Here is a 12,547-nt window from a genome sequence, read left to right as displayed (position 1 = left end):
GGAAGGGCGCGGCAGCGGAGTCAGTCCACCGGGCGACCCAGCCGCTTGGCCAGGTAGTAGCGCGAGAAGCCCGGCGGATAGTCCTTGATCTCGCCGAAGACGCGGTAGCCCAGGCGTTCGTAGAAGGGCCGCGCCTGGAAGCCGAAGGTGTCGAGCCAGGCACCGACGGCGCCGCGTGCGCGGGCCTCGTCCTCGGCCTGTGTGAGCAGCGCGCGGCCCACGCCGCGGCCGCGCAGCGATTCGGGCACGAACAGCAGTTCGACGAAGAGCCAGCCATAGGCGGTGCGGCCCCGGGGGCCGCCGGCCACCTGGCCGTCGTCGCCGTACACGAGCAGCGCCAGCGGGCGGTGGTCGGCAATGCCGGTGCGCGCCTGGTTGTAGGCCACCAGGCCGTTGATGAGGACCTGGCGCGCCGCGTCGGGCGGGGCGTCGGTGAGTTCGATGCGGGGCAAGGGTTTCATGGGGGCGCGATCATCCCTGATCCGGGCGGTGCGACGAAGGCCCACCCGGGTGCGGCAGGCCCAGGTGCTCGCGCAGCGTGCGGCCTTCGTAGTCGGTGCGGAACAGGCCGCGCCGTTGAAGCAGCGGCACCACCTCGTCGACGAACTCCTGCAGCCCTTCGGGCAGCACGCCGGGCATGAGGTTGAATCCGTCGGCCGCGCCGGCCCTGAACCAGCGCTCGATGTCGTCGGCCACCTGCTCGGGCGTGCCCACGATCTCGCGGTGGCCGCCGCCGCCCACCCGTTCGCGCAGGATCTGCCGCACGGTCAGGCCTTCCCGGTGCGAGCGCGCAAGGATGGCGGTCGCAAAGGTCTGGCTGCCATCGGGCGGCACGGGCAGGTCGGCGGGCAGCAGTTCGTCCAGCTTCAGTCGCTCCGGCGGCACGGCCAGGCGGCCGGCGAGCCGGGCCAGGGCCTGATCGAGGGGCACCAGTTCGATCAGTTCGGCATGGCGGCGCCGGGCTTCGGCTTCGGTGCCGCCCAGAAACACGCCCAGGCCCGGAAAGACGCGGATCGCGTCGGGGCCGCGGCCCTGCGCCTCGGCGGCCTGGCGCAGGTCGCGCGCATAGGCGGCCGATTCCGCTAGCGATTGCGAAAGCGAGAACACGGCTTCGGCATGGCGGGCCGCCAGCGCGCGGCCGTCGCCCGAGCCGCCCGCCTGCACCAGCACGGGCTGGCCCTGGGCCGAGCGCGGCAGGGCCAGCGGGCCGGCCACCTGGAAGAACTCGCCTTCGTGCTGCACCGGGTGCAGCCGCGTGGTGTCGACGAAACGGCCCTGCACGCGGTCACCCACGAAGGCGCCGTCTTCCCAGCTGTTCCACAGACCTTTCACGACCTGCGTGAACTCGTCGGCACGGCGGTAGCGCGCGCCGTGCTCGGGCACGCCGGGCAGGCCGAAGGCGCGGGCCGAGCCGGGGTCGGCGCTGGTCACCACGTTCCAGCCGGCACGGCCGCCGCTGGCCAGGTCCAGCGTGGCGAAGCGGCGCGCGATGTTGTAGGGCTCGTTGTAGCTGGTGGAGGCGGTGGCGATCAGGCCGATGTGCGTCGTCAGCGCGGCAATGGCGGCCAGCACTACCGTGGGCTCCAGGGCCGTGACGGGCGCGACGGCCAGGCCGTCGGCGCTCACGCTGTCGGCCAGGAAGAAGGCGTCGAACTTGCCCGCCTCGGCGATCTGCGCGATCTTCACGTAGTGCTGCAGGTTGGCGAAGGCCAGCGGGTCGCTCGTGGGCAGGCGCCGGGCCGAGATGGCGAAGCCTTGCAGCCAGGCGTTGACGTTCAGGTGCAGGCGGCGGGGTGGGGCGCTGTGGCTCATGGCAATGGTGGGCAAAGGTTCAGGCGGCGCGCGCTGGCGCCAGTTCGGCCGGGCGCAGCGGCAGCACCGAATCGACCAGCTTGCGCGTGACGGGGTGGCGCGCTTGCGCCTGCAGGTCGGCGGCGTCGAAGGTCTCGACGATGCGGCCCTGGTCCATCACGGCCACGCGGTCGCACAGGAACTCGATCACCGGCAGGTGGTGGCCGATGAAGAGGTAGCTCAGCTGCAACTGCGCGCGCAGGTCCAGCAGCAGGTTCAGGATCTGCGCCTGGATCGACACGTCCAGCGCCGAGGTCGGCTCGTCCAGGATCAGCACTTCGGGCTGCACGATGAGGGCGCGCGCGATGCCGATGCGCTGGCGCTGCCCGCCCGAGAACTCGTGCGGCAGCCGGGCCAGGTGGCGCGCCTGCAGGCCCACGCGCTCCAGCGCCTGCGCGGCCAGCGCGTGCGCATGGGCTGCGTCGCGCGCCACGCCTAGGCGCAGGGCCGGGTCGATCAGCTGCGCGGCGATGCGGCGCCGTGGGTTGAGCGAGGAAGTGCTGTCTTGGAACACGAACTGCACGCGGCGGCGGAAGTCGCGCAGTGCGCGCTCGCCCAGGTCGGTGACGTCCTGGCCATCGAACTGCACGCGGCCCGCGCTGGCCGGCAGCAGCCGGCCCAGCACGCGGGCCAGCGTGGACTTGCCCGAGCCCGATTCGCCGATCAGCCCCACGATCTCGCCGCGCCGCAGCTGCAGGCTGGCGTCGGCCACGGCGTCGATGCGCCGGCCCTGGCGGTTGAACAGGTGGCGGTCGATGACGAAGGACTTCGAGACCCCCTGCGCTTCGAGCAGCACATGGCCGGGCGGCTGCCGTGCGGCCGTCGCCACGCGCGGCGCGGCGCCCAGCCGGCGTGCATGGCTGGTGTCTGCCGCGCGCGTGCCGATCTCCGGCACGGCCTCGATCAGCTGGCGCGTGTAGCCGTGCTGCGGCGCGGCCAGCAAGGGCCGCGTGTCGCCCTGTTCGACCAGCCGGCCGCGGCGCATCACGGCCACGCGGTCCGCCAGATAGGAGACCACGCCGAAGTCGTGCGTGATCAGCAGGATGGCCGTGCCGTAGCGCCGGTGGATGTCGGCCAGCAGCGAGAGGATCTGCTTCTGGATCGTGGCGTCGAGCGCGGTGGTGGGCTCGTCGGCGATCAGCAGGCGCGGGCCGGCCATGGCCGCGATGGCGATCATCACGCGCTGGCGCATGCCGCCGCTCAGCTCGTGCGGGTAGGCGCGCATCACACGCGCCGCGTCGCGGATGCCCACGCGGTCCAGCCACTGCAGGGCCAGGTCGCGCGCCTGCGCGGGTGACAGGCGCCGCCGGTGGGCGGCGCAGGCGGCCAGCTGCGTGCCCACGCGCAGGGACGGGTCCAGCGAGGTCAGCGAGTTCTGGAAGATGATGCCGATGCCCTGGCCGCGCACTTCGTTGAGCTGTGCTTCGCTCAGGCCCAGCAGTTCGCGGCCGTCGAAGCGCACGCTGCCGCGCACGCGCGCCGTGCGCTCGGGCAGCAGGCCCAGCACGGCGGCGGCCGTCACGCTCTTGCCCGAGCCCGACTCGCCGACCAGCGCCAGCACCTCGCCGGGGCGCAGCTCTAGGCTCACGCCGCGCACCGCGGGCTCGGTACCGTTCGGGCCGACGAAGTCGACTTCAAGCCCCTCAATGGCGAGCAGAGGTGCGGTCATGCAGACAGGTTCCAGGCGAGGGCACCCGCGGAACTGGCTTTGCCAGGCCGCTGGGTGCGCCCCTTGAGGGGGATGGGAGCGCCACACGCAGTGAGGCGCTCCAAACGGGGAGGTCTCATCTCTTGTCCAGCCAGTCGCGCAGGCCGTTGCCGAGCCAGTTGAAGGCCAGCGCCACCGACACGATGGCCAGCGCCGGTGCGGTGGCCACATGGGCCGCGTCCAGCACCAGCACCTGCGCGCCTTCGCTCACCATGCGGCCCCAGTCGGCGGTGGGTGGCTGCGTGCCCAGGCCCAGGAAGCTCAGGCCCGACAGGAAGACGATCATGCTGCCCACCAGCGTGGTGCCGTACACGATGGCCGGCGTGGCCACGTTGGGCAGGATCTCGCGCAGCAGCACGGTGCCGGTCGACGCACCCAGCGCGCGTGCCGCCTCCACGTATTCCTTGTCGCGTTCGGCGCGCACGCCGGCATAGACCACGCGCGTCAGGTAGGGCGTGGCCGTGAAGACGATGGTCAGCGCGATGGTCCAGCGCCCCGGCCCCAGCGCGGTGGCCAGGCCGATGGCCAGCAGCACCATCGGGAAGGCGAACAGGATGTCGATGATGCGCATCACCAGCGCCGAGCTGCGCCCGCGCGTGTAGCCCGCGAACAGGCCCAGCGCCAGGCTCAGCACCACCGCCACGAAGACCGGCACGAGGGTGGACAGCCGCGACTCGCGGCCGCCCCAGATCACGCGGCTTGTATCTTTAAACCAGACCAGCGCGGTAGAGTCTGACCGCCGTTGAGGCGGCCAGACCGGCCCGTGCAGTTTGGTAGCGGCTGGGGTGATCGAGCCCGTTTCTGAGTACAGAACGCACGGCCGCCGCGCTGGTCTCCGTCAAGCCCGAACGGTTACGCGCGCCTTCGATGAGTGCGCATGCACAAGCAAGGGTTCTGGAGATCATGTCTGTTTTGTCAGTGACGGTGGGCATCGACGTGGCCAAGGCGCACGTGGATGTCTGTGTGCTGGGTGCCAAGAGCGAAGCCCAGCGGTTGAACAACGATGCCGAAGGCCATTCGGCGCTGGCGGCGATGCTGCTGCCTGTGGGCGTGGGCCTGGTGGTGATGGAGGCCACCGGCGGTTACGAGGCGGCGCTGGCCTGTGCGCTGCAGGCAGCGGGCCTGCCCGTGGCCGTGGTCAGTGCGCGCCAGGCACGCGAGTTTGCCGGGTCCATGGGCCGTCTGGCCAAGACCGATGCGGTGGACGCGCGCATGATGGCCGAACTGGCGGCGGTGCTGGTACGCCGTGAGGACCTGGAGCGTTTCCTGCGCCCGCTGGCCGACGAGCGCCAGCAGTGGCTGGCAGCCCTGGTCACGCGCAGGCGTCAGCTGTTGACCATGATGCATTCGGAGCGCCAGCGGCTGCAGATCACACCCAAGAAGCTGCACGTCAGCATCGATGCGATCGTGGCGGCAATCAAAGCACAGCTCGACGAGATCGAGGCGCAGATGCTCACCCACGTGCGCGAGCACTTCGCAGAGCTGGACAGCTTGTTGCAGTCCACGGCGGGGATCGGCCCGGTGGCCAGTGCGACGCTGATTGCCGAACTGCCAGAGCTGGGCAAGCTGAATCGACGCGAGATCGCTGCGCTGGTGGGCGTGGCGCCCATGGCCAACGACTCGGGCAGCAGCAAGGGGCGAAGGCGCGTGCAGGGCGGACGCTTTGAGGTCCGGCGCGTGCTGTACATGGCCACGCTGACAGCCACACGCTACAACCCGGCCATCAAGACCTTCTACGAGCGATTGAAGGCCGCGGGCAAGCTGCCCAAGGTCGCCCTGGTCGCCTGCATGCGCAAGCTGTTGACCACGCTCAACGCCATGGCCCGAACCGGCAAACATTGGGATAAGAGCGGCTAACACAACCACCTCAAGGACCGCACGCAAATGACGCTGCATGCCAGGGATAGCAAGGCCACGTGGGTATGAACGCTTCGCTCGAAACGCACACGCAGCTTGCCGAAGGCGGCCAGCCAGGCATGCGTACGTTCCACGACCCAACGATGGCGGCCCAATCGATCGTTGCGTTCAATGCCCCGGCGGGCGATGCGATCGACGATGCCCCGGCGCCTGAGGTGCGCCCGGCAGCGCGCAAAGTCGTAGCCCTTGTCCGCATGCAGCTTGCCCGGCCAGCGGCGCGGCCTGCCGCGCTTTCCTCGCACATCGGGCAAGGCATCGACCAGTTGCTCGAAGACCACCGAGTCGTGCCGGTTAGCACCGGTGACGCAGAACATCAGCGGGATGCCCTGGCGGTCCGTGATGAGGTGGCGCTTGCTGCCGAGTTTGCCCCTGTCGGTCGGGTTGGGGCCCGTGTGCGAGCCCCCCGGGGGCTGGGGACGCTGGCAGCGTCCAGGCTGGCCCGGCTGAAATCGAGCCTGCCGGCGCTGTGCAGTTCAGCAAGCAGTAGCAGATGCAGGCGGTGCCACACCCCGGCTTCCTGCCATTGGCGCAGACGCCGCCAACATGTCATGCCGCTGCCAAAGCCCAGCTCCTGCGGCAGTTCCTCCCAGGGGATGCCCGTACGCAGCACGAACAGGATGCCGTTGAGCGCCATCTCGTCACTGACCCGCGGGCGCCCGCCCTTGGCTGAGGGCACGAACACCGGCAGCAGCGGCTCGATCTTCTTGAACAGCGCCGTGCTGATCTCCTTGTTCTTGTTTCGACCCATGCACCGTCAAACGCAGATCAGGCGCTTGACGATGACAGGGTTGTGTTAGCCGCTCTAAATCGCTTCTCGGCGCTTGACTTCAAAGACGGTTACTCAGAACAGCCGGCCCACGTTGAACAGGGTCAGCAGACCCAGCACGCCGAAGATGGCGGCGGCGACGCCGTGCACCACCTTCATCGAGACCTTCTGCGCGATCTTCTCGCCCAGGAAAACCGCCGGCACGTTGGCCAGCATCATGCCCAGCGTGGTGCCGATCACCACCTGCACCACCTGCGCGTACCGCGCCGCCAGCGCCACGGTGGCGATCTGCGTCTTGTCGCCCATCTCGGCCAGGAAGAAGGCGATGACGGTGGTGCCGAAGACCCCGAAGCGGGAGCGCTGGTGCAGGTCTTCGTCATCGATCTTGTCGGGAATCAGCATCCAGCCTGCCATGGCGATGAAGGAAATGCCGATGACCCAGCGCAGCACGTCGGGGCCCATCATCTGCGCGACCCAGCCGCCCACGGCACCGGCCGCGGCATGGTTGGCGAGGGTGGCGACGAAGATGCCGGCCACGATGGGCCAGGGCCGTCGGAATGCGGCCGCGAGAACGATGGCCAGCAACTGGGTCTTGTCGCCCATTTCACCGAGCGCGACAACGCCGGTGGACACGAGAAAGGCTTCCATGGGTGGGGGAACGGAAAAACAGGGCCAGACACAGCAATGACCTCACGCCCCCCGGCCCTCACCGGAGGCATGTGGTCAAAGGTCTTGCCAGGCTTTTTCAAGCTGCACACGCCATGGCCCTCAGGCCAAGTCTGTTGACGTGCGCCCCTGCATGGCGCAGGTCAGCTACTCCCCAATGACGAGTAGGGGCATTGTAGGCGAGGCCATGGCAGCCGCCGGGGAAACACGGAGCCTGAAAGCGGTTCGCATTCGCACGCGCCCGGCTCGTTGAAGCGGCCCCCTGGACATGGGCCTTGCCCGCGGGTTCACTCCGGCTTCGCGCAGCCGACGTTAAGCAAACGATAAGAAGCGCCCGCCATCATCGCCGGCGTGCCCTCCTCCACCTCCGCCCCCTCTTCCGCCACGGCGCCGCCGGCGCCCCTTCCGTCGCGCGCGCCAGGCGCATCGCTGCGCGCGGACTGGCCCTTCCAGACCGTCTACCTGTGGGACGCGCCCGCCCGCCTGGCACCGCTTCTGTTGTTGGGTGCGCTGGCCGGCACCTGGCTGCCCGCCGGCGGTCCGCAGGGCCAGGCCTTGCATCGCGCACTGGACATGGCGCTGCCCTGGCTCGCGCTCTTCCACCTGCTGTGGCCCCTGTACGGCCCGCGCCGCGCCGAGGTGCGCGCCCGGCTGCAGGCGGCGGGCTGGCGCGCATCGCTGGCCCGCTGGGCCCCGCGCGCGCTGGGCCCGGGCCGCATCGCGCTGGCCGCGCGGGCGATGGTGCTGCTGCTCCTGCTTGCCGCTGCGCTCGCGGCCCGGCCGGCGCCGGTCCTGCACCAGGCGCTGGCGTGGGGCGCACTCGCGTTGCTGGCGCTGCAGGGCCTGGGCGCGCTGTGGCAGCACCGGCGCGCGGGCGAATCGCTGCGCGCCGCGCTGCTTCGCGGCGAGGGCACCGGCCGGCCCCAGGAGGCCCTGCAGGGCGACTCCTCCGGCTGGGCCTGGGCCCTGGCGGGGCTGGTCCCGGCCTGCTGGCTGTGGCAGGCCCTGCTGCGCCCCGCCCTTCTTTCCTGAGCCTCGCACAATCCGGCGCATGCGCATTCTTCTGGCCGAAGACGACCTGCTGCTGGGCGAAGGCCTGCAGGCGGGCCTGCAACAGCAGGGCTTCCAGGTGGACTGGGTGCAGCACGGCCACGACGCGGCCCACGCCGGGCCGCTGAATCCGTATGCCGCCGCCGTGCTCGACGTGGGGCTGCCGGGCCGCGACGGCATCGCGGTGCTGCGCGCCTGGCGCCAGGCCGGCCATGCCCTGCCGGTGCTGCTGCTGACGGCGCGCGATGCGCTGGACGACCGCATCCGCGGCCTGGACAGTGGCGCCGACGACTACGTGATCAAGCCCGTGGATCTTCTGGAGCTGGCCGCGCGCCTGCGCGCCCTGGTGCGCCGCGCCCATGGTCAGCCGCAGGAGCGGTTGCAGGCGCGGCAGGTGACGCTGGACCCGGCCGCGCGCACCGTGCAACAGGCCGGCCAGGCCGTCGCCCTGTCGGCGCGCGAGTTCGACCTGCTGCACCTCCTGATGCTCAACGCGGGCCGCGTGCTCTCGCGCGAGCAGATCGAGCAGCAGCTCTACAGCTGGGGCCGCGAGGTGGACAGCAACGCGGTCGAAGTGCACGTGCACCACCTGCGCCGCAAGCTGGGCAGCGCGCTGATCCAGACCGTGCGCGGCGTGGGCTATGTGCTGCTGAAGACGGAGCCGCTGCGGTGAGCGCGGCCACGCCTCGCTTCGCCGGTCCCTCGCTGCAGTCGCGCCTCGCGCGGCTGCTGCTGGGCCTGTTCGCGGCCGTGTGGCTGGGCACCGCTGCGCTCGCGTGGTTCGACGCGCGGCACGAGGTGGAAGAGATCCTGGACAGCCACCTCGCCCAGGCCGCCGCGCTGCTGGTGGCGCAGCCGCTGCCGGCCGATGCGCAGGCACGCATCGACACGCCGGTGCTGCACCGCTACGCCGCCAAGACCGCGCTGCAGGTCTGGGCCGATGGCACGCTGCGGCTGCGCTCGACCACGGCGCCGGTCACGGCGCTGGCGCCGCATTCCCGCACCGGTTTCCAGACCGTGCAGGTGGGCGGACAGCCCTGGCGCGTGCTCGTCGCCGCCGGTGCGCAGCCCGGCCAGCAGGTGCAGGTGGGCCAGGCCGTGGCCGCGCGCGACGACGTGCTGTGGGCCATGTTCCGCAGCACGCTGTGGCCCCTGCTGCTCACGCTGCCGCTCATGGGCCTGGGCATCTGGGCCGTGGTGCGCCATGCCCTGCGGCCACTGCGCGCGCTGGGTGACGATCTGCATGCGCGCCAGCCCGACGCGCTGCAGCGCATTCCCGACGAAGGCCTGCCGCGCGAGATGCAGCCCATGGTCGAGGCCCTCAACCTGCTCTTCGCGCGCATCGCCGGCCTGCTGAGCGGCGAGCGCCGCTTCACGGCCGATGCCGCGCACGAGATGCGCACGCCCATCGCAGCCATCCGCGCGCATGCCGAGGTCGCCTTGCGCGCCAACGCCGCCGGTGACGACGAGGCCCGCCGGCAGGCCCTGGCGCGCACGCTGGCCGGCTGCGACCGCGCCACGCACCTGGTCACGCAGCTGCTGACCCTGTCGCGGCTGGAGGCCGAAGGCACTGCCGCCGCCGCTGCTGCACACGAAGTGGATCTGACGGCCCTCACGCGCCAGGTGCTCGCCGCCCAGGCGCCCCGTGCGCTGGAGCAGGGCCAGCGGCTGTCGCTGCAAGCCCAGGCCCCCTGGCCGCTGCAAGGCGATGAAGCGCTGCTGGCCGTGCTGCTGCGGAACCTGATCGCCAATGCGCTGCAGCATGCCGGCACAGGGGCGCGCATCGAGGTCCGCATCGAGCGCCTCGCCGGCGAAAGGACGGGCCTTCGGATCGACGACAGCGGCCCCGGCCTGGACGAGGCCGACCTTGAGCGCCTGGGCGAACGCTTCTTCCGCCCCGCCGGCACGCGCGCCAGCGGCAGCGGCCTGGGCTGGTCCATCGCCAGCCGCATCGCGCAGGCGCATGGCCTGCGGCTGCAAGCGCAGCGCTCCGAGCGGCTGGGCGGCTTCTGCGCCGTGCTGCGGCCGGCCTGATCCACGGCCTGCGCGCTGGCCGTCAGCCCGCCGCGGCGCTGTCCTTCGCGGCCGCAGCCCCTGCCGCAGGCACGCTGTGGCTTTCTCACCGCCGCCACAGGAGCACGCCCATGTCCAACCATGTCTACAAATCGCTGGAGCTCACGGGCTCGTCCACCACGAGTGTCGAGGAGGCCATCCGCACCGCCATCGCGAAGGCGCACGAAACGGTGCGCAACATCCAGTGGTTCACCGTGACCGAGACGCGCGGCCATGTGGTCGACGGCCAGGTGGCGCACTGGCAGGTGACGCTGAAGCTGGGCTTCACGCTGGACTGAGCGCCCCTCCAGGCGAAGCCCGGCGCTTGGCCTGCCACGCTTCCATGCGGCCCCCTGCAGGGGCCGCATGCACGTTCAGGCCGCCGCGCGCTGGGGAAGGGCTCGTCGCAGGTGGCCAGGCCGCCTGAAGCAACTCGCTGCAGCAGATATGGTCATGCGACTTTCTTCGTTGCCAGGCGGCGTGTCCTTGCCCACAGTCGCGGCCTTTCTTCCAAGAGGTCGCGTCTTCATCATGCTTCGCTCCTTCCGCCGCCGCGCCGCCCTGGCCGTCCTGTCTTTGTCCGTCCTGGGCGCCCTGCCGGCCCTGCTGCCTGCGCAGGCCCAGCACAAGTCCAGCATCAAGGTCGGCATCTCGGTGGGAAATGCCGAAAAGATCTTCGAGGTGGTGAGGAAGGTGGCCGCGCGCGACGGCCTGAACGTCGAGGTGGTGGTGTTCAACGACTACCAGCTGCCCAACGCCGCACTGGCTTCGGGTGACCTGGACGCCAACGCCTTCCAGCACAAGCCCTTTCTGGACAACCAGATCAAGGCGCGCCACTTCGACCTCGTGCCCGTGGGCCTGACCATCACGGCGCCGCTGGGCTACTACTCGCGCAAGGTCAAGAACCTGCAGGAGCTGCCCGAGGGCGCCTCGGTCGGCATCCAGGCCGATCCGTCCAACGGCAACCGCGCGCTGCTGCTGCTTCAGTCGGCCGGCCTCCTCACGCTCAAGCCCGAGGCGGTGAAGAACAACACCGCCACGCCGCTGGACGTGACGAGCAACCCGAAGAAGCTCAAGCTCGTGGCGCTGGACGCCGCGCAGCTGCCGCGCTCGCTCGACGACCTGGACATCGCCGCCATCAACAACGACTATGCCGAGAAGGCCGGTCTGTCCTTCGTGAAGGACGCCATCATCAAGGAATCGCCCACCGGCCCGTATGCAAACCTGATCGCGGTGCGCCGCGCCGACCAGGACAAGCCCTGGGCGAAGAAGCTGGTGGCGGCCTACCAGTCGGCCGAGGTCAGGCAGTTCATCGAGACCACCTTCAAGGGCGCACTGATCCCGGCCTTCTGAGTAACCGTCTTTGAAGTCAAGCGCCGAGAAGCGATTTATCCCAATGTTTGCCGGTTCGGGCCATGGCGTTGAGCGTGGTCAACAGCTTGCGCATGCAGGCGACCAGGGCGACCTTGGGCAGCTTGCCCGCGGCCTTCAATCGCTCGTAGAAGGTCTTGATGGCCGGGTTGTAGCGTGTGGCTGTCAGCGTGGCCATGTACAGCACGCGCCGGACCTCAAAGCGTCCGCCCTGCACGCGCCTTCGCCCCTTGCTGCTGCCCGAGTCGTTGGCCATGGGCGCCACGCCCACCAGCGCAGCGATCTCGCGTCGATTCAGCTTGCCCAGCTCTGGCAGTTCGGCAATCAGCGTCGCACTGGCCACCGGGCCGATCCCCGCCGTGGACTGCAACAAGCTGTCCAGCTCTGCGAAGTGCTCGCGCACGTGGGTGAGCATCTGCGCCTCGATCTCGTCGAGCTGTGCTTTGATTGCCGCCACGATCGCATCGATGCTGACGTGCAGCTTCTTGGGTGTGATCTGCAGCCGCTGGCGCTCCGAATGCATCATGGTCAACAGCTGACGCCTGCGCGTGACCAGGGCTGCCAGCCACTGCTGGCGCTCGTCGGCCAGCGGGCGCAGGAAACGCTCCAGGTCCTCACGGCGTACCAGCACCGCCGCCAGTTCGGCCAGCATGCGCGCGTCCACCGCATCGGTCTTGGCCAGACGGCCCATGGACTTGGCAAACTCGCGTGCCTGGCGCGCATTGACCACGGCCACGGGCAGGCCCGCTGCCTGCAGCGCACAGGCCAGCGCCGCCTCGTAACCGCCGGTGGCCTCCATCACCACCAGGCCCACGCCCACAGGCAGCAGCATCGCCGCCAGCGCCGAATGGCCTTCGGCATCGTTGTTCAACCGCTGGGCTTCGCTCTTGGCACCCAGCACACAGACATCCACGTGCGCCTTGGCCACGTCGATGCCCACCGTCACTGACAAAACAGACATGATCTCCAGAACCCTTGCTTGTGCATGCGCACTCATCGAAGGCGCGCGTAACCGTTCGGGCTTGACGGAGACCAGCGCGGCGGCCGTGCGTTCTGTACTCAGAAACGGGCTCGATCACCCCAGCCGCTACCAAACTGCACGGGCCGGTCTGGCCGCCTCAACGGCGGTCAGACTCTACCGCGCTGGTCTGGTTTAAAGATACAAG

General features: G+C 70.1%; 13 protein-coding genes and 1 riboswitch. Of the genes, 6 read left to right on the top strand and 7 right to left on the bottom strand.

Going from position 1 to position 12,547, the window contains the following annotated elements:
• Positions 1-20: 20 nt before the first annotated feature.
• The 4 genes from LG388_RS13330 to LG388_RS13315 form a co-directional block, all read right to left on the bottom strand.
• The gene (locus LG388_RS13330; protein ID WP_225783209.1) at positions 21-461 is read right to left on the bottom strand and encodes an N-acetyltransferase; all 441 of its coding nucleotides are present in this window, start codon (positions 459-461) and stop codon (positions 21-23) included.
• Positions 462-471: 10 nt separating this feature from the next.
• Positions 472-1,812: an LLM class flavin-dependent oxidoreductase gene (locus LG388_RS13325; protein WP_225783208.1), complete on the bottom strand. Its 1,341-nt coding sequence runs from the start codon at positions 1,810-1,812 to the stop codon at positions 472-474.
• A 19-nt stretch (positions 1,813-1,831) separates the two neighbouring features.
• Positions 1,832-3,520: an ABC transporter ATP-binding protein gene (locus LG388_RS13320; protein WP_225783207.1), complete on the bottom strand. Its 1,689-nt coding sequence runs from the start codon at positions 3,518-3,520 to the stop codon at positions 1,832-1,834.
• A gap of 115 nt (positions 3,521-3,635) precedes the next feature.
• Positions 3,636-4,253: an ABC transporter permease gene (locus tag LG388_RS13315; protein ID WP_225783206.1), complete on the bottom strand. Its 618-nt coding sequence runs from the start codon at positions 4,251-4,253 to the stop codon at positions 3,636-3,638.
• Between the two features lie 209 nt (positions 4,254-4,462).
• Between LG388_RS13315 and LG388_RS13310 the strand changes: the two genes are divergently transcribed.
• Entirely contained in the window at positions 4,463-5,416 is a 954-nt protein-coding gene (locus LG388_RS13310; protein WP_225783205.1) for an IS110 family transposase, read from the top strand.
• Here LG388_RS13310 and LG388_RS13305 read toward each other — a convergent pair.
• Together LG388_RS13305 and LG388_RS13300 are read right to left on the bottom strand one after the other, a co-directional pair.
• A protein-coding gene (locus LG388_RS13305) for an IS5 family transposase (RefSeq protein WP_370630159.1) occupies positions 5,413-6,224 on the bottom strand; the annotation gives its coding sequence in 2 pieces (ribosomal slippage) (positions 5,413-5,891 and positions 5,891-6,224; 813 coding nt in all). The genes LG388_RS13310 and LG388_RS13305 overlap by 4 nt on opposite strands.
• A 93-nt stretch (positions 6,225-6,317) precedes the next feature.
• On the bottom strand, positions 6,318-6,890 hold the full coding sequence (locus tag LG388_RS13300) for a TMEM165/GDT1 family protein (RefSeq protein ID WP_225783203.1): 573 nt from the start codon (positions 6,888-6,890) through the stop codon (positions 6,318-6,320).
• Between the two features lie 18 nt (positions 6,891-6,908).
• Positions 6,909-7,076: riboswitch (yybP-ykoY riboswitch) on the bottom strand.
• Positions 7,077-7,259: 183 nt separating this feature from the next.
• Here LG388_RS13300 and LG388_RS13295 point away from each other — a divergent pair.
• From LG388_RS13295 to LG388_RS13275, 5 genes are all read left to right on the top strand, one after another.
• The gene (locus LG388_RS13295; RefSeq protein WP_225783202.1) at positions 7,260-7,940 is read left to right on the top strand and encodes a hypothetical protein; all 681 of its coding nucleotides are present in this window, start codon (positions 7,260-7,262) and stop codon (positions 7,938-7,940) included.
• A gap of 19 nt (positions 7,941-7,959) precedes the next feature.
• Positions 7,960-8,631, top strand: coding sequence for a winged helix-turn-helix domain-containing protein (locus LG388_RS13290; RefSeq protein ID WP_225783201.1), 672 nt, complete (start codon positions 7,960-7,962; stop codon positions 8,629-8,631).
• Positions 8,628-9,992, top strand: coding sequence for an ATP-binding protein (locus LG388_RS13285; protein WP_225783200.1), 1,365 nt, complete (start codon positions 8,628-8,630; stop codon positions 9,990-9,992). The genes LG388_RS13290 and LG388_RS13285 overlap by 4 nt, the downstream gene beginning before the upstream one ends.
• A 110-nt stretch (positions 9,993-10,102) precedes the next feature.
• Positions 10,103-10,309 (top strand): dodecin, encoded by a 207-nt coding sequence (locus LG388_RS13280; protein WP_225783199.1) that lies wholly within the window; start codon positions 10,103-10,105, stop codon positions 10,307-10,309.
• A 232-nt stretch (positions 10,310-10,541) separates the two neighbouring features.
• The gene (locus LG388_RS13275; RefSeq protein WP_225783198.1) at positions 10,542-11,363 is read left to right on the top strand and encodes a MetQ/NlpA family ABC transporter substrate-binding protein; all 822 of its coding nucleotides are present in this window, start codon (positions 10,542-10,544) and stop codon (positions 11,361-11,363) included.
• Positions 11,364-11,379: 16 nt separating this feature from the next.
• Here the strand turns inward: LG388_RS13275 and LG388_RS13270 are convergent, their stop codons facing one another.
• Positions 11,380-12,342 (bottom strand): IS110 family transposase, encoded by a 963-nt coding sequence (locus LG388_RS13270; RefSeq protein WP_225783197.1) that lies wholly within the window; start codon positions 12,340-12,342, stop codon positions 11,380-11,382.
• Positions 12,343-12,547 lie beyond the last annotated feature (205 nt).

The sequence above is a fragment of the Xenophilus sp. Marseille-Q4582 genome (assembly GCF_916700565.1).
Classification (GTDB): Bacteria; Pseudomonadota; Gammaproteobacteria; order Burkholderiales; family Burkholderiaceae_C; genus Xenophilus.
Note: the sequence above shows the minus strand (reverse complement) of the source record. Positions and strands in the feature narration are given on the sequence as shown.